Here is a 21,321-nt window from a genome sequence, read left to right on the forward strand (position 1 = left end):
TCATACCTCCTTCAATGCTTTCCACAAGATTCGAGAAAATTTATTGTGGACAGTTGCAATATTCATTACTTCTTTATCTTGAATGATTCCTGTATAGTCGCGTGGCCCGGCCTTGTCTATAATTTGATTGACTTGCTGGTTAATCAAATCATAGAGGCAATCCTCCCAAACTTTGATTTTTTCATTCATAGATTCATACATCTCTAAGGAAAGTAGCCAGTCTCTGAAGGGCCGATCGATTCGAAAGTAGACTTCTTCGATATTTTGGTTAATGAAGCCATAATACTTAGGATCGTCACGCTTAATATTTCGAATTTGATTAATATCTTTAAGAAAATATTGGAAGTGAATTTCAATCATCTTCTTCGTCTTATCCACAGTGTCATTGATCCGTGGCATCCATTGGCTCTCATCGACATCGATCAGGGCAAAGGAGCGGATATCCAAACGGTCACAAATTTCATTCACCGGGACCCAGGAAGTAGCATTGCCGTCATCCTCCATACTTACTGCGCGCAAGCTAATAACTTTTTCGCCAATGATTTCGTCTTGTTTATTTAACCACTGGATAATTCCAGGTTGCCGCTGCTTCTCGTCTTCAGCATCCGAATCTGGTAGAGCCAGTAAACCGAAGGACCGCCAGATAGCCTGTCCCGGCCGATGCTTGCGCGGGGTAAAGTATCCCTTGTTCTCCCCTGAATCGTTGTGACGCCAAAGAGTCATTGGCTCGAGGAATTGATTCGTGTGTCTAAGATCTGGCAGTTTCACCACCTGACATTCGAAAGGCTGGCTGAGGTCCGTTTCTGGGTCGATATAGATAGCCCGAGACCACAGGGTGTAAAGTTCAGCTAGGTTGTCTGGATCGAGGCGAGTAAAATAGCCTTCAACGTTTTCAGCAGGAGATAACTCCCAAGCTGGTCTTTGTTTTTTACCCAAAAATTCATCATATGGATGCACAGCCAGGCAGTTTAAGAGTAGAGTTTCTAATAAATTATCTCCCTCTAGATAAATACCGCCAATATCGAAGAGCCAACCCTTGGAAGCCTTGTATTTCTCTTGCCCAAAGATTACCTTGTCGGAAAGGCCGATATAGCCCTGCAAAGTAATCAACCACCGAGCAACTTCACTTTCACTGAGGATCTCTTTATTCTTTTTAGCCGCATACTTGGGTGAGAAAAGAGCTACCTTATTCCCACTTTCTGAAATCAAGCGGTTAATATTTTTCCCCGACAGACTAGAAGCCTTCTTCTTACTAATCTTATCTTCAGAAATCTCCTCCGCAGTCACTTGCATAAAAGGATAGCGGTCATCAAAAAGGTAGAAGCGGTCATGCCAGTGGTCTAGATAGTTAAATAGACTCTTCGGAAGAAACTGTTCCTCCCAAAGTTCTTCCCAATCATCTTCTAAATTATCTATCAGAACTTCCCAATCATCTTCAATATTCCAATTATCCTGATAGTGAGGTCTGAGTTCGCCTTCAAGATCAAAACGATCAAAGGTCGTCTGTAAGATGGCCAAAAGAATTCTCAAAACCGCAAAGTTTTGTGTTTCTGTCTCTCCAGCTAGGCGTTGGTAGAGATGGGCATTCTGAAAGATTTCTTTTAATGACACTTCTTGGTTCTGGTCATCTAGATCTAAGACTTTGATCCAAGGCTCATCAATCAAATTAAAGTGCCCCATGCTATTCCTCCTTCTCTCTCATTAAACCAATTTTTTGACTGTATGTTAAGCGGTAACCATCCAAAATAAAGCTATTGTCATCGTCCAATAAAATACCTAATTGGCCTTTTAACCAAGCTGAATCTTGCCAGTCTTTAAAATGTTGGAGTGTATAATCTTCCAAGAATCGAATAGTATTGTCGATATTATAAGACCTACTCAAGACGCCTGGCAGCTTGATGGTCTCTTGGGCCAGCCTTTTTGCTAAGTCAGAATCACTAATCTCTTCTGAGATATCACGACTTTCACCCAAAAAACTATAACCTTCTCCTAACTCTTTTAGCAGGATAATTTCGATACTCTCATCACTGTCGCGGACCTGAGCATAGCCCCCCGCTTCCGTCTGGTTTGGACTGGCGTTATTCAACCAACCGACCAAAGATTCTTCTTTTCTTCTCTTAGCACGTTTTTTTGATCTATCTTTGAGAAGATAGTGTTTTGCCTTTTTTTCTTTTTTCTTTTTATGTTTTACTTCATCCTGCTCAGCCTCTTCAAGAATCGGTCTTAACTCATCCGCTAAGTCAAGGGGCGCATCACCGTAAACCTTCTGCACCAAGGGCGAGATGTCCCCAGGTATATTTAAAACTTCCGGTAGAAAAGCTTGGGTCCGAATCAATAGATTTTTCCCATAGATACTTTCGGATCCCTCATCGAATTCCAAAGTATCTGACAAACCCATAACATAGAAACGCGCTTCTTGGTGTTGGGCAGGACGTTGGATGGCATGACGGTGGAGCCGTCCCATCCGTTGAATAAGCAGATCCATCGGGGCCAGATCACTGACCATCACATCGAAATCAATATCTAGAGATTGTTCAATCACCTGGGTGCCTATAATGATCTTCTTGGCGGGTCGGTCTGCCCCCTTACCAATTTCTTTAAGGAGTTGGCGCTCTTTTTGTTTGCGTTCGGTCGCAATGAAAGAAGCGTGCAAAACATCGACTAGATCATCCCCGTAGCGTGCTGCGCACTTCTGAGCCAGGTCTTGGGCCTTTTTCACCGTATTGACTACAACGCCCACCACCCCTTCACCACTGAGCCAGTCATCTAATTGATCAAATAATTGGTCTTCTTCAAGCGGCTTGATTTCAACGGGATGGTTTTCCTGCGGCGCAAAATTGGCGAATTGCTTAATCCTTTTCCCATCTGAATAAGTCACTAGGGGATAAGCATCTTCTAGTAGGCCGTCTTCTGGCCATATAATCTTCTCACTGGCATCTCCTCTCTCTTGGAGATAGGATTTGACCATCTCGTTACGGCTAGCAGCAGGCAGGGTTGCGGATAGGATAATAACCGGAACGCCGTACGCCCCCATTAGGGTCAGCGCTTGATTGAGGTAGACATTCATATAGGCATCGCAGGCATGTACTTCATCAATCACGACAACCTTTTTACTAAAGCCGAGGTGGCGCAAGGCCAGATGCTTTTGTTTCAGAGCATTCAAGAGAAATTGGTCCACTGTTCCCACTACGAAATCATCAAGGTTGGATGTTTTCCGTCCCTTAAACCACTGATTGACTGTCACCGTTCCTAAACCGCTTTCACCATCAATATTAATATTAGACGCTAAAGAGGCATAATCTGGATTAAGCGCCGCCTTGCCATGGACGAGTTGGAGCGAACTATCTTCCATATAATCATCGCTCACCCGAGATAGCCAGTGCGATATCCGGGGGAAAATACCATCTGAAGTAGCTTGGGTAGGTAGCCCAAAGAAGATCCCACTCCGCCCTTGACGGTTGGCCAAGACTTCTGCCCCAATAAGAGCTGCTTCTGTTTTTCCTAAACCCATGGGGGCTTCTAAAATAAAGATGCCCGGGTCTTCCACAGCCATCAACAATTCCGTAAATTTTCGCTGAAAATCTCTCGGCACAAAACTGTGCTCACTATCCGGATCACCAAAACGGTCATCGTAGATTCCATCAATGGAGGAAATTTCCTGAAAATGTATAGGCCTTGTTTTAAACCATCGGCCAAAGCCAGAACGAATCCTTTTCTCTTGGTCGATAGTCACTGGATCATTGAAGTCGATTAAGGGGAAATAATGCTCATTACTGGCGATCCAATCAGCCATGATTAACAACCCCGAATAAATCACTTGCCCATTTTTACTAATTTTAGGTAGTGCCTCCACGCTATCAAATCCTGAAAAAGCTAAGGCCCAGTCTACAAACTTCTCTTGCTCAGACTGCCAAAGTTTAGAAACGGGATGGTTGGGATTAGGCATCTGATAATAATTTTCAGCATATCCCGATTGACGTTTTAATGTTGTCTTCTCCGAAACAGGTTTGCCATGGTGGCCGCCAATAATTGAGGCAATCCCACGATTAACACCTAAACGTTCTAGGATAACTTGACCGACCGTTGCATGAGGCGTCCGTCCAACATCTCTAAAGAGTTTATCGCCTAAGCCCTCAAAGCCTTCAAATTCTAACTGTTCGATCAATTGCCGGTCTAAATCAGGCGAATTACTGAAGCCTTTTTTGGCCTGGAAGCAGCTTGAAATCTTCCCAAGATCATGACATGCACCCAAAAAGGCCGCCATTTGCTTAGCGACTTTCTCCTCCTGAATGCTCAATGAATCCGTTAAGAGCTGACGCTGACCATCACTCAGCCAATGCTCCCAAAGCAAACCCGACACTTGAGCCGTATCCAGAGCGTGCTGGCTGAGCGGTAGCCATAGATAGCGTCCATTCTCTTCTTTCTTCTTGGCCCAAAAAACTGGGTTGACTGTTGTTTGAATCCTTACCCTCTCCTCTCTTAAAAATCAAGCTAACCCCTGCTAACGCAGGAAGAAAAGATATTACCTAATCCATTTAAGGATCACACCTGCTTACACAGGCAGAAGTTAGCCCTATTATCTCATTTAAAATCTTCAAATTCAATTTTGTAGAGTGAAACTAATGACAAGAAAAAGTTAGCTGAAGGATAGCAACGTCCTTGTTCCCAGTTAGCAATACTTCCAACTTGAACGCCAATTTTGTCAGCTACTTCTTGTTGAGTCAAACCCATATTCAAACGACCCTTTCTTAACATTTCACCTATTCGCATCATAACACCCCCCCTCTGATACATAATCTATTTAATTCTACCTTACATAAATACTATAACAAGTACAAATTTATTTTTCAACCTAAAGATATTGAGGGTCACAATTACAAAATCATTCCAAAATTTATCCGCTCGATAAACCGAAAACTCACACCTACTTGCGTGAGAAAAAACTAGAATAGCACCTTACCGAACCTTTATTGGAAGCTGCCTGCTCACAAGGGATGAAGAGAAAGAGTGTGAGAATTTAGAAGTTTATAATTACCCCGGTTAGCTTATTTATGTTCATCTTGTTTATCTTTCCATGAGTCATAAGCAGTACTCCCGACAGTGAAGATAACCACGACTACAAATAAAATTAATTAAACTAATGTTAGCGTTGACATATCTAGTCTACCTCCTATATTCTGTTAAATATATGCACCAGAGGAGATAGAGGCTCCCCATGGTACTAAAGAAGCTTTTTAATCCTTGTTGAAATTTGAACTTCCTTTTTTATTTTATCTTTTTGAAGCCTTAACGAGCATATTCTTTCTTTTATGTACTCTGCTTATCCAGGAAAAGTTTTCTCTTGAGCTTATTCTCCCTTTTCCATATAATAAAGGTGAAGGAAGATCAACTTCCCTAGATTATTCTAGTTAATTGTCAGCGACTGGAATATTTCTATGAGTAGAGGAATGATATTGAGTATTGCAAGTACTATTTTTATCATTTCTCTTTTTTCTATTTTCATTTTTTCCGAATGATATTCTTTTCTTGAGATTAGCTCTGCTTGCACGAAAAGGCACCCTCCAAGTCAGGAAATTCAATAGCGAACTGGCCAGCTGATGGAGTAAAAATAGCATAGTGCAAGTACATAAGTGTGCTTCCTTTCTTCAGATTAGATCAGAGATCCGCTTAAATATATATATATCATCTCTGCTTGTACGGGAATAAAAAATATTAGAGCATTTCGTAAAATACGAAACAAAAGTCGCCCCTCCCTTAATCAATTTTCGATGCTTTAATCAATTGTTTTATATTGTATTGATTAACAGTAAAATCATCAAAGAAAGGATTGGTTAAAAACTCTTCTGGATTAATAATTTCAATCCAGTTATCCTCCCCAGAATCTCCAATTAATCGTTGAATCATACACGGCGTATCTTCAGGAATTTCATATTCCCCAAATTCTCCACTAGTATTATTAGTAAACTCAATAAAGAGTGAGCCAATGGACGGATCCAATTCATAAGTTGATTTATAGATTGTTGGCATTATATAGCTTCACTCCTTTAAAAATAATTATTACTAAGGTAATTCATTTTAGGATAATAAGGTGCCAGAGTGACCCCCGCTTGTGCGGGAAGAAGTTTTAGCCACCGTTGTCGCTTTAGGATTAACAGGGATCACCCCCGCATGTGCGGGAAGAAAAAATATTTTAAATCCCCATTGTTCATTCTTATAAGGATCCCCCCCGCCTAGGCGGGAAGAAGAAAAGAAAGGGATCAAATCAGGCTTCTTATTTGATCCCTGGGCCATTTTTATACACTTTGAAAAAGTCTATCCTACAAGCTACTATAAGCCATCCTAATCGATTTAGCTAGAGAAAAGCATTCAAAAATAAAACTCCTCAGTATCTAAGACTCAGGAGTTTCTGTCTATTTAGTCATGGTCATCAAAGATGCCCCCTGGAAGGACTTCTACCAACTGGGTGTTATCTTGTGATTTCACCACTTGCATCAGGGACTGGTAGTCGAATGCTACTTCGCGGTCAGGGTTCTGAACCTCAGCGAGGACACAGATGCCAACACAGGTCGCATTGAATTCTTTAGTCATACTTAACATTCCGGTGATTGTGCCACCACCATTCAAGAAGTCATCAATAATTAAGACTTTCTCGCCTTCTCCTAAGCTGTTCTTGGTGAGTTCCATTTTTTCAACCCGGCTCTGGCCTTGGCTAGCATAGTTGATCGATACCGTTGCTCCCTCTGTCACTTTAGAATCCCGGCGTACCATAACGAAGGGGATATTTAAATACATGGAGACAGCCTGGGCGAGCGGAACGCCCTTGGTAGCAATGGTCATAATAGCTGTCGCACCAGCTTCCCGATAGCGACTGGCAATAATTTGCCCGATCAGCCGTAAGTGGTCCGGATCTCCCAGAATATCGGTCAGGTAGAAATAACCTCCCGGCAGGATGCGATCATTATCCGTCAGCTCCTGGCAGAGGGCTTGGACTCTCTCCAGGGCCTGGTCTGGAGCAATGCTCGGACGAAAAATGACCCCACCGCTCGCACCAGCAACCGTTTCAATGCTTCCGATATTCGAATTTGGAAATTCCTTCTTTAAGATAGAGATATCCTCAGATATGGAAGAACGCGCCGATTGAAAACGGTCCACAAAATATGACAAAGAGACTAGGGTGTGGGGATGGGCAAGTAAATAGTGGGTCATCGCAATTAAGCGGTGGCTTCGATTAAGTTTCATGTCAACCCTCCTTTCCGGTCAACTCATGATCGTCGTTTGGACTTCTTATTTTACCATAAAGCTGACAAAGTTCGTTAAGATTTAAGAAAATAATTTTTCCCGAGCTTTGGCCCAGAGCCCTTCCAGTGCTTGAAAAAGATGACCTAAACTAGCGGCTAGAAGCGGCACAAGCAGAATGACATAGGGATAAACATACTGGCTCTTGCCCTCCCAGAAGGTATGGAAAATGACCCCGCCAATAAAGAATATAATGAGCACTGTCATTTGGGGATACTTGCGCACGAGGAAGAGAACAAAGACTAAGCTCCCCCCGTAAATCAAGAAAATCAGCCCCTTCATATAGTGGAAGGAGGCAAAATATAGTTTCCCAAAGCGGTAGAGGGACAGCATGGGCTCCTTAGCTGTCGTCAGTTGATCTTCTTTAAATTGGGGGCCCGACCAAATACCTTGGAAAGTTGGTTCCGCCCAAATACTTGCCCATTTATGGACAAAGAAGGTCTTGGCATAGTCAGGGTGTTCCTTGAAGTAATCAACATTCGCCTGGACCCTCTGCCGACCAATCTCTTTGGTCTTCTCTTGGTCGAAACCCGTCCGCTGGAAAGGCTTGAGGGCCTTCTCATCATACCAACCAGGGGCCTTTGACGTATTCAAAGGATCTGTCCCCATGGCCAGCCACAGCTCAGTAGGGCTTCCGGGCCCCAAGTCGAAGCCATGAACCTGGCGATAGTAAGTTGGAATAGCTTTTTGGCCGACAGGAATGCTTAGGGCTAAGACCCCAACCGCTAGGAGATAGCGCCAATTCCTCTGCTTGAAGAAAAGCACGATCTGGCCCAGAATTAAAGCAATCACCCAAATTAAATAATTCAAGCGGAGCATCAGGGCTAGAGCTGTGAAGACAAAGGTCAAGATCAAATAGAACGGGTGTTTCTTCTCCCCGTATTGGATAAGGGCCCAATAACCTGCTAACAAGCAGAAAAGGCCAGGAATTTCCCCATAAGCAAAGCGGATAAAGAAGAGTTGGGGAATAAATAGAAAGGACAAGACGAGGCTCATCAAGACTATCCCTTGTTTTTCCTTAAAATAATGATCACTGATCCGATAGATACAGTAATTAATCCCTAAAACCTGGAATAAATTGGCGACGAAGAGGAGGATCACCTGGTCTGAGAAAGCCCCGAGAATTCGCTCATAGAGGGCCAAGCCCATTTGATAGGGATAGTTATACATATAGGCACCAAGCATGGTAAAGGCATAGTTCTGGTCAGCCATCATCTTGCTGACATCATGGACTGCCCGAGCATCTGCCCGCAAATGAAGCGGTCCGTTCAAAATCAAATAGAAACCTAGAATGAGATAAAGCACAGCTAGAAACTTAAAGACCTGTTCTGCTCGTAGGCGCTCTCTCAATAAGTATACAATTAAGAGGATCACTAAGACCAAGCCGATATAGGGCCAAAAAAGCGGACTCGGCGGATAGAAACGGACGACTTCACGACCATACTCCTCCACCTGGGCACTGAACTGGCTATTCAAGAACAATATCCCCAGCAAAAAAATGCCGGCAATCAGCTGGACACCCGAAATCGATAATTGATAAATAATTTGACTCAATTTTTTCACAAAAGCAGCACCCCTAGTTTCATTTTCGCTAAGAAGCATAGACCTATTATAGCTAGTTTTCAAGCTAGCGACCTCTTTTTTTCTTTAAAAAATTTTAAAATTAGAAATTCTCCTACTTGCTTGCAAAAAACTTGCATCTTCAGGTAAAGTGCGTTATAAAAGAAGCAGATTATATCAGTAAAGGAGCTTTCCAAAAATGAAAATTGCAATTGGCGCTGACCATGGTGGCGTTGACCTCAAGGCTTTAATTACCGACCACTTAAAAGAACGCGGTATCGAGGTAGTCAATTACGGAACAGACAGCAGTGAGTCCGTCGACTATCCTGATTTTGCCCATGCGGTGACCCACGCTGTCCAAGAAGAACGTGTGGACTACGGCATCCTCATCTGCGGCACTGGCATCGGCATGTCCATCACAGCCAACAAAGAAAAAGGCATCCGCGCTGCCCTCTGCGGTGACGTCTTCTCTGCCCAAGCAACTAAGGCCCACAACAATGCTAACGTGCTCTGCCTAGGTGCTCGAGTGGTAGGCCCTGGTCTCGCCCTCATGATCGTTGACGCTTGGTTAGATGCGGACTACGAAGGTGGCCGCCACCAAAAACGCCTCGACAAAATTGCAGCTATCGAAAACGCCCAAGACTAAGCAAAATAGCTTCTCAAAACAAACACCCACTGGTCAAAATCAGTGGGTGTTTTTAATGTTTATTGCAGATTAATCACAGCGCTAATCCCATAATGGTCAGAAACAATCGGCCCCCTAACCCCGTCAAATTGGCTCTGATAACGAGCAACTTCAAAATCATCCGTCATCAAAATCAAGTCAATACGCTGGGATTGATCGGTATCGGACCAACCTGCAATCCCTGGGCCCATACTATAGTCGCCCTCGCAAACAGCGGCTAGATGGTAAGCATCCCCCAGTCCAGCAGCCTGGATCAGGCTATAGGATTCACCTTCAATATGGCTCGGTGCATTGAAGTCCCCCATCAATAAGCTGGGGCTTTGAAAATCTTCAAATGCCTTCCGAATACGGTCCCATTCATATTGGAATCCTTCTTCAACCTGGTCCGACCACCAAGATAAGTGGAGGGAGGCCACTTGCAGGTCAATGTCAGGAAAATCAGCCAAAATCATCGCCCGCGTCCGATAGTCTCCAGGCTCATCCTCAGATGATAGGAGGCAGCGCTGGGGGCTGAAAGGTCGCTTAGACAAGAGAGCTACCCCTTCTTCGTATCGGTCAAAGCCAATGTGGTTAAAGGCCCAGGCCCAAAAATACGTCAAGCCCTGGTCTTCTAACCCCCTCACCAAAACATAGGCAAAATTATCCTCACGAATGGGGCACTGGTCTTGGCATGGGAAGAAGGTCTCCCCCACTTGGTCAAGCAAGGGGCTCTCTCGCCATTGGTTGACTTCCTGTAAGGCAATGAAATCATAATCTTCTTGAACAATATGGTCAATGATCTGTTTGATTTTTACTTCTTGTTGGTCTTCTATCCAGGAGTGGCAGTTCAGGCTGAGTAATTTCAATATGATTTCCTCCTAACAAGAGCAGAAGGACTGGCAGAGCCAATCCTTAAGCATTCTATTCTTTATCAATAGCGTCGAGCTGAACATGACGATCTAAGGCATCTTGAACATCATTTTTAAGGTTGTCGGCTTTAGGACCGTAAACAGCTTGGACCCCTTGTTCCTTGATGATGAGGCCCATCGCCCCAGCGTCTTTCCACTGTTTCTCTGAGCCCACTAAGTCCGTATCCTTCACCGATACTCTCAGTCGGGTCATGCAGGCATCAACGTTATCGATATTGTCTGATCCTCCTAAGAGACGGATGACTTGGTCAATTTGAGCATCGCCAGACCCCTTAGGATCCGCACTAGCTTCTTCCCCACTGCTAGCCTCTTCTGGGTTGGCATTCTCATAGTTCCCCATCCGACCTGGCGTAGCATAGCCGAAGCGTTTGATCATGAAGCTCGCAATGAAATAGGTCAATACCGCAAAGACCAGGCAGCAGATAATGAAATTAACCAGGTCCCCTAGTAGGCCGGCATTGATGATCAGCGGCGTCCGGGTCAGTAATTCAATCACCCCGAAAGAATGGACGCGGAGATTAATAATGTCAGCCATGGCAAAGGCCACCCCTTGGATGAGGGCATAGACAATGTAAAGCGGCATCGCAGCAAACATAAACATGTATTCCAAGGGTTCGGTAACCCCGGTCAGGAAGACCGCAATAGCAGCCGAGAGGAACATGGACTTGTACTTGTCGCGTTTATCCTTATCCACATTGCGGTACATAGCCAAGGTCAAGCCCATCAAAATCCCCATAGAACCAATCATCTGTCCAACCTTGAAACGAGCCGGCACAAAGTTTTCGAGCAAATAATGAATTTGGCTGGTGTCCCCGGCCCGACGTAAGTTCATCAGGTCAGAAGCCCAGGCCAACCAGAGAGGGTCTTGGCCGAGCACTTCTTGTCCCGCTTGAGCGCCAGTAAGAATCTCATAAGTCCCGCCCAATTGAGTATAGTTAATAGGAATCGTTAACATGTGGTGGAGACCAAATGGCAAGAGTAAACGTTCCAAGGTCCCGAAAAGGAAGGGAGCCAGCACTGGCGCCGTATCTTGAGAATTAGCAATCCATTGACCGAATGAATTGATCCCCGTTTGAATCACCGGCCAAATAAAAGCCAGGAGGATAGACACAATAGCTGACCAAAGAATCACCATAAAAGGAACGAAGCGTTTCCCATTAAAGAAAGACAAGGCGTCAGGCAGCTTGCGATAGTTGTAGTACTTGTTATAGGCATTAGCACCGAGGAAACCCGCAATAATCCCCACAAAAACGCCCAAGTTAAGGGCTGGAGCACCGAGTACATTGACAAAGTAACCATTCACTGGAATCTCTTGTCCAAACAAGGTATGGGTCACCGCTTGTCCACTAGGGTCCAGCAACATATCCGTTGTCACCCCAAAGATAGACCCTGTAATCCGGTTAATCAGGATAAATGCCGTGACAGCCGCAAAAGCTCCCCCTGCCCTTTCCTTGGCCCAAGAGCCACCGATTGCCACAGCAAATAAGAGGTGGAGGTTGGAAATAATCGCCCAACCGATATTCTCAATTACCCCACTCGTCGTGATTAACCAGGCCCAGTCAGGATTAATCAATGGTAGGGCCTTCCCTATACTAATCATTAAACCAGCTGCAGGCATAACGGCAATGACAACCATCAAGGCTTTACCAAATTGTTGCCAAAAATCAAAAGAGAAAATTCTCTTGATACTGTTCATCATCATCCAACTCCTTATTTTAAAATCTTGGCTAAGTTAACGAAATCGTTTTCATTGTTCGAGCAAAGTATACCACTCCCCTATTTTTTTGTAAAGGTATATTTTAAAACGATTACATAATTAAGGGTGTGAGACTTGGCGGTCAGACTCGGATGATTGGAGCAATTAAGAATAAGAGCGAAGCATTCGCTCGTTTCTTAATTGTGAAATCACTCCGAGTTTGCCAAGTCGAACCCGACTAGATAAGGGTGTGAGGGCGCGGTTAGAAGCGGACCTCTGGAGCAAAGACCCAGAGAAGACTGCAAGTCTTCAGCGGGGCTTTGTGAAGAGGAGCTGCTTCTGCGCGACCGAACCCGACTAGGAAGGGTGTGAGGGTGCGCGGTTAACTTTCCTTCACTGAAACAAGCCTCCCCTAAGTCACCTACTCGTTAGAGATAAAGTCACTCGTCACACATTGGTAGATATAGCGGTGACAGTGAGCATCTTCTGCTTGAGCGAGGACTTCTAGAAGTACCTGCATGGCCTGGTAGCCCAAGTCCTGGCTGTGGAGATCAAAGTAGGGATAGCCCTCGATTTGGCCCAAATCCGGATCACTATAGGCTTTAAAAGTTACCATCCAAGATGGATCAAGGCCTAACTGCCGCATGGCTTGGTAGGCCCCCTCTGCCAATAGTTGGTCAGCAAAGACAAAAGCATCAAAGTCTTTTTTAAGTAGTTCTCGACGCGCTAGCTCATAACCGGGGGACTGGAGGAAGGGCAAATCATTATAAACTGCCCCGTCTGCTAGGTCTAAACCGGCCTCTTCCATGGCCTGGCTGAAGCCAGCCAAACGTTCTTTAACGAACTGCTGCTTGGGGTCGCCACCAATAAAGGCAAGTTTCTTCGCCCCTCGCTTAATTAAGTGGCGGGTAGCCTGGTAGGCGATGGCCGGGTTATCATTGTCGACCCGGTTCACATCGATTCCAGGCAGGTTACCGATCACGACTAGGGGACAGTCCTGGCTAAGAGCAAATTGCAAGAGAGGATCTTCACGGCTAGCATAGAGGAAGATGAGCCCTTCCACTTGCTTACCAAGGATCATATTCTGAAGATGATCTAAGCGCGTCTGGTCCCCCTCTCCTGTCGATAAGAGGAGAGCATACTGGGCCTGGCTTGCTGCTTCATTAATCCCTCTGAGAACCGTAGGAAAGAAGGGATTGTGGTAGAAAGCATCACTAGCCGCCGGGAGGACAATCCCTACCGTTCGCGACTTGCGGCTGGCTAAGCGTCGAGCATTGTAGTTGGGATAGTAGTGGAGGTCAGCCATCACCTGGCGAACTTTCTCCTTGGTAGCTTGGCTAATAGCTGGGTTATCAGCAATCACCCGAGAGACCGTCGAAGGAGCAACCCCTGAGGCCTTGGCAATATCTTTAATAGTTACAGTCATATTCGGCACCTTTCTATTTATTTAAGAAAACGTTTGCGCTTATGGTCTAAGTTTACTATAATGAGTTTGTAAACGCCATCATATTATCAAAATTTTAGATTGGGAGGCTTCTTTATGGAAAGAACAAGCGGGGTTTTACTACATATTACATCCTTAGCCAGCCCCTATGGCATCGGCAGTTTCGGCCGGGCTGCCTATGAATTCGTCGATTTTTTAAGTGCATGCAAGCAATCTTACTGGCAGATCCTACCTCTGACCACAACGAGTTACGGGGACTCCCCCTACCAATCCTTTTCGGCCTTTGCCGGCAACACCCATCTGATCGACTTCGACCGTTTAGTTGAAGCAGGCTACCTAAAAGCTTCTGATCTCGAAGATCTGTCATTTGCTGAGAATCCGGAAGTCGTGGACTATGGGCGCATCTTCAGGGTCCGCCGTCCTCTCCTGGAAAAAGCCGTCGCCGCCTTCCAAAAAGACAAGAAAGACAAGAGCCGAGACTTCAAAGACTTTGTCCAAAGTAACCAGGATTGGCTGGAAGCTTTCTGCCAGTACATGACCGTCAAAGAATCTTTCGACTTAAAGGCCTGGTACGATTGGCCAGAAGCCTACCGGACCTATCAAATAGACCAGGTCAAGACCCTCTGCTGGGACCACGCCGACTGCTATAACTACCACCTGATTACCCAGTACTTCTTCTTCAAGCAATGGGAAGCTCTCAAGGCCTACGCCAATCAAAAGCATATCCAGATCATTGGCGACATGCCCATCTATGTGGCCCGTGACAGCGTTGAAATGTGGACCCAGCCAGCTATGTTCAAAACGGATGCCAATAAAGATCCCTTGACCGTTGCGGGAACGCCACCCGATAATTTCTCAGATACTGGCCAGTACTGGGGGAACCCGATTTATGACTGGGACTATATGGCTGACCAGGGCTACCAATGGTGGATCCAGCGCATGGCCAAGAGCTTTGAAATGTACGATATTGTTCGCATCGACCACTTCCGCGGCTTTGAGTCCTTCTGGGAGGTGCCTTATGGTTCTGAAACTGCCGCTTCAGGCCACTGGACCAAGGGACCGGGTCTAAAGCTCTTCAAAGCCTTAAAGGACGCCCTTGGTGACCTAGCAATTATTGCTGAAGATTTAGGATTTATGACCGATGAAGTCATTGAAATGCGGGAAGCGACTGGCTATCCTGGAATGAAAATTTTACAATTTGCTTTTAACGGAAAAACAGACAGTTTAGACTTGCCACATCACTATTCTGCCAATACAATAGCTTATGTAGGAACCCACGATAATGAGACCGCACGCGGTTGGTACGAAGAAAGCGCTAACCAATCTCAACGCGATCAAGTGGACGCTTACTTAAATCGAAGAAAAGGCGAAGCAGCCTCCCATGCCCTCAACCGGGGAATTGCTGCTTCAAGCAGTCAAATCGCGATCTATACCATGCAGGATTTATTAAATCTGGGCAACCGCGCTCGGATGAATACGCCCTCCACCATCGGTTGCAATTGGCAATGGCGCATGGCAGAAGATGCCCTAACAGCTGATGTTTATGAACAATTGACAGACTTAACGGAAACCTACTTCCGTGCAAATCCTAAATTTAAGTTAGGCACAAGTATTACAAACAAAGGAGACTAACATGCACGCATTAGAACAACACGCTAAGGAGCTCTTCAAGAAGGACCTTGCCAATCTCTCTGACGCAGAAACTTATAAGGTCCTACTTGACTATGTTCAAGAACAAATGATTAACTCCCCTGTCAACCAAGGGAAGAAGAAGCTCTACTATATCTCAGCTGAATTCCTAGTAGGGAAACTTCTGACCACCAACCTCATCAACCTTGGCCTCTATGATGAAGTCAGCCAAGTCCTTGAGGCCAATGGTAAGTCACTCCATGACGTAGAAAAAGCTGAAACTGAACCCTCTCTTGGGAATGGTGGCCTAGGCCGTCTAGCTGCCTGCTTCCTCGATTCCATTGCCTCTTTAGGGATTAATGGCGACGGGATTGGCTTAAATTATCACTTCGGTCTCTTCCGCCAAGTCTTCCGCGACAACCAACAAGCCTCTGTGCCTGATGAATGGCTCAACCATCCGAATTGGTTAGTGAAGACAGAGACCTCTTATGAGATTCCCTTCCGCCACTTCAACTTCAAATCCAGCCTCTATGAAATTGAAATTCCAGGTTTTGAACAAAAAGCCCATAACCGCCTCCGCCTCTTCGACTTGGAATCCGTAACTTCCGATATTATTGAAGCGGACAGCATCAACTTTGATAAGATGAATATCCCGCAAAACCTGACCCTCTTCCTCTACCCAGATGATTCAGACTACGTGGGTAACCTCTTACGTATCTACCAACAATATTTCATGGTGTCCAATGCTGCTCAACTGATTATTGAAGAAGCGAAGGCCAAGGGCAGCGACCTCCACGACCTCTATGACTATGCCGTGGTTCAAATCAATGACACCCACCCGGCTTTCATTATTCCGGAATTTGTCCGCCTCTTAACCACATACCATGGTTTTGAATTCAAGGAAGCCCTAGCTGTCATTGAAAAGACCGTTGCCTTCACCAACCACACGATCCTCGCCGAAGCCCTCGAAAAGTGGCCCATGGCTTATATTGACGAAGTGGTACCTGAAATTGCCAAGATTATCCGTCAATTGGATGAAGAAATTAGATCGCGCTACCCAGACAAAGAAGCGGTTCAAATTATTGACCAAGATGACCGCGCTCATATGGCCCACATCGCTATCCACTTCTCCTTCTCAACTAACGGCGTCGCCAAGCTCCACACCGAGATCCTGAAGAATTCTGAGCTCAAGCCTTTCTATGAGCTTTATCCAGACAAATTTAATAACAAGACGAATGGTATTTCCTTCCGCCGCTGGATCATGGCAGCCAATCCCGAGCTCACCCAGTTACTGGATGAAAAGATTGGCCAAGATTGGCATAAGGATGCCGACTTGACAGCTTTTGAAAAAGAAATTGACCAGGCAGATAGCTTGAAACGCCTCCAAGAGATCAAGCACCACAATAAACTCCAACTCCAAGAATACCTGTCTGACCAGCAAGGCGTCCAATTACACGATAATGCCATTATCGATGTCCAAATCAAGCGACTCCATGAATACAAACGCCAGCAGATGCTAGCCCTCTACATCATCCACAAATACTTGGATATTAAAGCCGGGAATCTGCCAAGCACCCCAATTACCATCCTATTTGGCGGCAAGGCAGCTCCAGCTTATACCATTGCCCAGGACATTATCCATCTGATCCTCTGCTTATCTGAATTAATCGCTAAGGATCCAGAAGTGAGCCCTTACCTCCAAGTTATCATGGTTGAAAACTACAATGTGACTAGCGCCGAGAAGCTCATCACAGCAGCAGACATTTCAGAACAAATTTCCTTGGCCTCTAAAGAAGCCAGCGGGACCGGCAATATGAAATTCATGCTCAATGGGGCGCTCACCATTTGTACCCTAGACGGGGCCAATGTTGAGATTGCCGAACGCGTGGGTGAAGACAACATCTACATCTTCGGTCAAGACAGTGAAACCATTGTCAAGCTGTATGAAACCGGCGACTACCACCGGCACTTGGCTGACTACTACCACCGTGAACGCATCAAACCTTTAGTTGACTTCATTGTAAGCGACGAACTCCTAGCGCTCGGCCAGCACGACCGCCTCTACCGCCTCCATGAAGACATCAAGTACAAGGACTGGTTCATGGCCCTCATTGACCTTGAAGAATTCATCGACGTCAAAGAAAAAGTCTACGCCGACTACGAAGACCAAGAAAGTTGGACCAAAAAAGCCCTCATCAACATCGCCCAAGCCGGCTACTTCTCATCCGACCGCACCATCCAAGACTACAACCAAGACATCTGGAAAATCTAAGGGTGTGAGACTTGGCGGTTAGACTCGGATGATTGGAGCAAGTCAGAATAAGAGCGAAGCATTCGCTCGTTTCTGACTTGTGAAATCCCTCCGAGTCTGCCAAGTCGAACCCGACTGCACAGGGTGTAAGCAGTTGCACCCAGACTTGAATGACTGGAGCAAGACGCCAAGCCAAAGCCTAAAACACAACAAATCCCCCAGAACGGAGTGAATCTGGGGGATTTTATTATGGCCTTTTTACCACTCACGACTTAAAAACAACCGCTCGTCTAAAACGGGACGACTTTTTGCCTCTTCTAGCCTATACTAAGGTCAGAAAGGAGGAGAACTTCTATGACAGTAGAAAAACTGGTCATCCAGCGTATCCTTGACCAAGACGAAGATAAACACCAAGTAATTTTACGCGCCTCTGATAGTCAATGGCTAGACCGAACTTCTGACCTGCTCTACCAGCTAGAAGGCCAGCAGCAGACTGACCGCTTGACGATCAAGAGCCAAGACACTTACCAAGTATTAGCCATCCCTGACATCCTCTATGCAGAAATCAACCAAGGAGAACTAACGATCTGGACCAAGGATAAGACCTATCCTTGCCGACTCAGCCTAAAGAAGCTAGAAAGTCTCTTGCCAAAGGGCGATTACCTGCGGGCGAGCCGCTATAGCTTGGTCCGTCTAGACGCCATTCAAAGTTTAGAATTGGCCTTTTCTGGTAACATGTACGCCCAGCTCAGTAACCAGAAAAAAATTCTAATCAGCCGTCGTTTTCTCCAGCAGTTTAAAGAAAAACTTGGCTTATGAAAGGAGCCCCCACTATGAAAGAATTTATTCATCGAAGCTTACAAGGAATCTTTATCAGTATGGTTATCTTTGCTGTCATGGGTGCCATCTATACTTCCTCCCCCGTTTATCTTAAAATGTTAATCAGCTGGAGCCTGGTCGGTTGCGTCTGCGGTGGCGGCTCTGTCCTCTACCAAATTGACAAGCTCAGCCCCCTCTTAGCCGGCTTCTTCCACCTGGCTTTAAGCCTGCTAACCTTCCTCGGCCTAGCCGCATGGAATCACTGGTTCCCTCTGACTTGGGACATCATTCTCTCGGCTAGCCTACAATTTAGCTTGATTTTTCTCCTCATTGCCCTAGGCTACTACTTCTACTATAGCAAACAAATTAAAGCAATCAATCAGAGAATCGACAAATCATAAGACACAGCTAAAAAGACGAGAACCCCTGCTAGGCTTAAAGATCGCCTGGCAGGGGTTCTTCTATCGATAAATTAATTTCTAATATACAAGTCTTTAACGCCACCACTGGTCATAGACATTGACCGGCAGCTCTCGCTTATGCTGGCTAGATTGGTAAAGTTGTTCAATACGTTCAGCATCGGCTTCAGCAAGGTCCTTTCCTTCTAGGTAGTCATCAATGGCCTGGTAGGAGACACCGAGGGCTTCTTCATCGGCTTGGCCCGGTTTATCGTCTTCTAAGTCTGCGGTTGGCACTTTTTCATAGAGGCGAGGCTCTGCCCCGAGCGCTTGGAGCAAGGCTGCCCCCTGGCGTTTGTTGAGCCGCCAGATAGGCATGATATCCGCTGCCCCATCACCGAACTTGGTATAAAAACCTGTGACTGCTTCAGCCGCATGGTCAGAACCGGCTACAATCCCCTTATCAGCTCCAGCAATGGCGAATTGGCTAATCATCCGCTGGCGAGCCTTGATGTTCCCCTTATTGAAGTCCGTGATCTCAAGCCCTGCTGCTTCGAGAGCCTCAACTTGGGCATCCACAGCTGGCTTAATATTGACGGTCAACACCTGGTCAGCCTGGATAAAATCCAAAGCCTTCTGGGCATCATCCTCGTCCAACTGTTGGCCGTAAGGAAGGCGGACTGCAATGAAGCGAAGGTCTTGCCGGCCCGTCTCTTCGCGCAATTCTTCCATGGCTAGCTGGCAGAGCCGGCCCACTAAGGTCGAATCTTGGCCCCCGCTAATCCCTAGAACTAGGGTCTTGAAAAAAGGATGCTTTTTAAAATAAGCCTTAATAAAGTCAATTGATTGACGGATCTCTGCCTCCACATCAATGCTTGGCTTAACACAAAGCTGGTCGATAATATGTGCTTGTAATGGACGCATTATGCTCCTCCTTTACCTGCCTCTATATCTGCTTTAATCTTGGCTTTAATCTCTTTAATGCTGTTCATCTTCAAATCGTAAAGTTCTTGGGAGAGGTCAACCGGATACTGCTCTGGGTTCAAAATCCGCTTATACTCATCCCACAGTGAGTCTAGCCGTCCTTTGGTATAATCTTTTATCTCATCTAATTCAGGCTGGTCATAGACCAATTCCCCCTTGTCAAAAATCGTCTGCAAGAGCGGACGCGCTGTATAGTCAACGACGGTTTTATTGATATAAGGATAGGTAGGATGGAACATAAAGAGCTCATCCAATTGGTCGGGGCGTTCGTGTTTAAGCGCGACATAATCCCCTTCCGACTTACCATCTGAATTGCGTGTAATGCGCCAAACCTGCTTGTCACCTGGGGTAGTGGTTTTTTCAGGTGAGCTTGAGATCTTCATAGTAGGAATCAAATTACCATTTTCATCTTCCATGGAGCAGAGCTTGTAAACAGCCCCGAGAGCAGCTTGATCGAAGGAAGTAATTAACTTCGTTCCGACACCCCAAGAATCAATCTTAGCCCCCTGCATCTTCAAGTTAAGGATGGTCTTTTCATCTAAGTCATTGGAGGCGACGATGATGGCATCTTCATAACCTGCTGCATCGAGCATGGTCCGGACACGTTTGGATTGATAGGTCAAGTCCCCACTATCCAAGCGAACCCCAATAAAGTTAATCTGATCGCCCATCTCATCGGCCACACGAATTGCCGCTGGGACGCCAGAATTCATCACATCATAGGTATCCACTAAGAATACGCAGTCCTTGTGGGATTGGGCATAAGCCTTGAAGGCCTCATAATCGCTCTGGAAGGATTGAACCATAGCATGGGCATGGGTCCCTGAGATAGGAACGCCTAGGGTCTTGCCTGCCCGAACATTAGAAGTCGAATCAAAGCCGCCAATATAAGCAGCCCGTGCCCCCCAAACTGAAGCATCCATCTCTTGAGCCCGGCGTGCACCGAACTCTGCCAGGCCATCGTCACCACAAACCGTACGGATGCGAGCAGCCTTGGTTGCAATCAGGGTTTGGAAGTTCACAATATTTAAGAGCGCGGTTTCTACTAATTGGCAATCCACCAAGCGCCCCTCTATCTGAATCAGCGGTTCATTGGCGAAGCAGAGCTCCCCTTCCACCATGGACCGGACTGTCGCTTGAAAGCGGTAGTCCTTTAAGTAATCTAAGAAGGCATCAGGGTAGTTTACTGTCTCCCTTAAATAAGCGATATCTGAATCAGTAAAGCGTAAATTCTTAATATAATCGATCACCCGTTCCAGACCCGCAAAGATAGCATAACCATTATTGAAGGGATTCTTACGGAAATAAATTTCAAAAACCCCAAACTGTTCAGCCTTGCCACTTTCCCAATAGGTCTTCATCATATTGATCTCATAGAGGTCAGTATGTAGGGTTAAACTGTCATCTGGATAATTCATAAGGGCACCTCTGTTTGTCATTTTTCTATCATTATAACACTTCACCCTAACTTTGTCGCAAAAAAGCCAATCCTAAGCTATCTAGCTAGCTTATAAAAATCAAAAAACAGAAAAAAGAAAGAGCCGGAGACACAAGTCCAGGCTCTTTCTTAAGTTTTTTTCCCAAAACGCGTTGGTGAGCATTCGTTCCGCTTTGAAGTTGATCGTTAAAAAGCCATGGCACCGGCTCGAGC

Annotated in this window: 15 protein-coding genes and 1 pseudogene; 5 read left to right on the plus strand and 11 right to left on the minus strand. The window is 45.7% G+C overall.

What is annotated here, in order from left to right:
- The 6 genes from HMPREF3090_RS08475 to HMPREF3090_RS08500 form a co-directional block, all read right to left on the minus strand.
- Positions 1-1,680 carry a type I-E CRISPR-associated protein Cse1/CasA gene (locus HMPREF3090_RS08475; protein WP_067974549.1) on the minus strand — a complete coding sequence of 560 codons (1,680 nt, stop codon included), beginning with the start codon at positions 1,678-1,680 and terminating at the stop codon, positions 1-3.
- Position 1,681: 1 nt separating this feature from the next.
- Positions 1,682-4,462, minus strand: coding sequence for a CRISPR-associated helicase/endonuclease Cas3 (locus HMPREF3090_RS08480; protein ID WP_067974540.1), 2,781 nt, complete (start codon positions 4,460-4,462; stop codon positions 1,682-1,684).
- A gap of 119 nt (positions 4,463-4,581) precedes the next feature.
- Positions 4,582-4,773, minus strand: coding sequence for a helix-turn-helix transcriptional regulator (locus HMPREF3090_RS08485; protein WP_070486457.1), 192 nt, complete (start codon positions 4,771-4,773; stop codon positions 4,582-4,584).
- A 981-nt stretch (positions 4,774-5,754) separates the two neighbouring features.
- Positions 5,755-6,027 carry a hypothetical protein gene (locus tag HMPREF3090_RS08490; RefSeq protein WP_067974537.1) on the minus strand — a complete coding sequence of 91 codons (273 nt, stop codon included), beginning with the start codon at positions 6,025-6,027 and terminating at the stop codon, positions 5,755-5,757.
- A 387-nt stretch (positions 6,028-6,414) separates the two neighbouring features.
- A complete protein-coding gene (gene purR / locus HMPREF3090_RS08495) occupies positions 6,415-7,239 on the minus strand; it encodes a pur operon repressor (protein WP_070486459.1) in 825 nt (274 codons plus the stop codon).
- Between the two features lie 81 nt (positions 7,240-7,320).
- Positions 7,321-8,859, minus strand: a complete 1,539-nt coding sequence (locus tag HMPREF3090_RS08500) for a glycosyltransferase family 39 protein (RefSeq protein WP_158444754.1) — start codon at positions 8,857-8,859, stop codon at positions 7,321-7,323.
- Between the two features lie 196 nt (positions 8,860-9,055).
- Here HMPREF3090_RS08500 and rpiB point away from each other — a divergent pair, with 196 nt between their 5' ends.
- Positions 9,056-9,502, plus strand: a complete 447-nt coding sequence (gene rpiB, locus HMPREF3090_RS08505; RefSeq protein WP_067974525.1) for a ribose 5-phosphate isomerase B — start codon at positions 9,056-9,058, stop codon at positions 9,500-9,502.
- 59 nt (positions 9,503-9,561) lie between these two features.
- Here rpiB and HMPREF3090_RS08510 read toward each other — a convergent pair whose 3' ends face one another.
- The 3 genes and pseudogenes from HMPREF3090_RS08510 to HMPREF3090_RS08520 all read right to left on the minus strand — a co-directional run bounded on the left by HMPREF3090_RS08510 (position 9,562) and on the right by HMPREF3090_RS08520 (position 13,571).
- Complete coding sequence (locus tag HMPREF3090_RS08510) at positions 9,562-10,386, minus strand: endonuclease/exonuclease/phosphatase family protein (RefSeq protein WP_168140268.1); 825 nt, start codon at positions 10,384-10,386, stop codon at positions 9,562-9,564.
- 94 nt (positions 10,387-10,480) lie between these two features.
- Positions 10,481-12,136, minus strand: a pseudogene (locus tag HMPREF3090_RS08515) (PTS transporter subunit IIBC); the annotation flags it as partial.
- A 430-nt stretch (positions 12,137-12,566) separates the two neighbouring features.
- Positions 12,567-13,571: a LacI family DNA-binding transcriptional regulator gene (locus tag HMPREF3090_RS08520; protein WP_067974518.1), complete on the minus strand. Its 1,005-nt coding sequence runs from the start codon at positions 13,569-13,571 to the stop codon at positions 12,567-12,569.
- A gap of 114 nt (positions 13,572-13,685) precedes the next feature.
- On the opposite strand from HMPREF3090_RS08520, the gene malQ reads away from it, so the two are divergent.
- The 4 genes from malQ (at position 13,686) to HMPREF3090_RS08540 (ending at position 18,689) form a co-directional block, all read left to right on the plus strand.
- Entirely contained in the window at positions 13,686-15,221 is a 1,536-nt protein-coding gene (gene malQ / locus HMPREF3090_RS08525) for a 4-alpha-glucanotransferase (RefSeq protein ID WP_067974515.1), read from the plus strand.
- A 1-nt stretch (position 15,222) separates the two neighbouring features.
- Positions 15,223-17,490, plus strand: coding sequence for a glycogen/starch/alpha-glucan phosphorylase (locus tag HMPREF3090_RS08530; RefSeq protein WP_067974512.1), 2,268 nt, complete (start codon positions 15,223-15,225; stop codon positions 17,488-17,490).
- A gap of 333 nt (positions 17,491-17,823) precedes the next feature.
- The gene (locus HMPREF3090_RS08535) at positions 17,824-18,288 is read left to right on the plus strand and encodes a LytTR family DNA-binding domain-containing protein (protein WP_067974508.1); all 465 of its coding nucleotides are present in this window, start codon (positions 17,824-17,826) and stop codon (positions 18,286-18,288) included.
- A gap of 14 nt (positions 18,289-18,302) precedes the next feature.
- A complete protein-coding gene (locus HMPREF3090_RS08540; protein ID WP_067974504.1) occupies positions 18,303-18,689 on the plus strand; it encodes a DUF3021 domain-containing protein in 387 nt (128 codons plus the stop codon).
- Between the two features lie 93 nt (positions 18,690-18,782).
- Here the strand turns inward: HMPREF3090_RS08540 and nadE are convergent, their stop codons facing one another.
- Both nadE and HMPREF3090_RS08550 read right to left on the minus strand, forming a co-directional pair.
- Entirely contained in the window at positions 18,783-19,610 is an 828-nt protein-coding gene (nadE, locus tag HMPREF3090_RS08545) for an ammonia-dependent NAD(+) synthetase (RefSeq protein ID WP_067974501.1), read from the minus strand.
- Positions 19,610-21,088 carry a nicotinate phosphoribosyltransferase gene (locus tag HMPREF3090_RS08550; protein WP_067974497.1) on the minus strand — a complete coding sequence of 493 codons (1,479 nt, stop codon included), beginning with the start codon at positions 21,086-21,088 and terminating at the stop codon, positions 19,610-19,612. Before HMPREF3090_RS08550 ends, nadE begins: the two co-directional genes overlap by 1 nt.
- Between the last annotated feature and the right edge of the window lie 233 nt (positions 21,089-21,321).

It is taken from the genome of Aerococcus sp. HMSC23C02 (assembly GCF_001806805.1).
In the GTDB taxonomy this organism is placed as follows: Bacteria; Bacillota; Bacilli; order Lactobacillales; family Aerococcaceae; genus Aerococcus; species Aerococcus sanguinicola.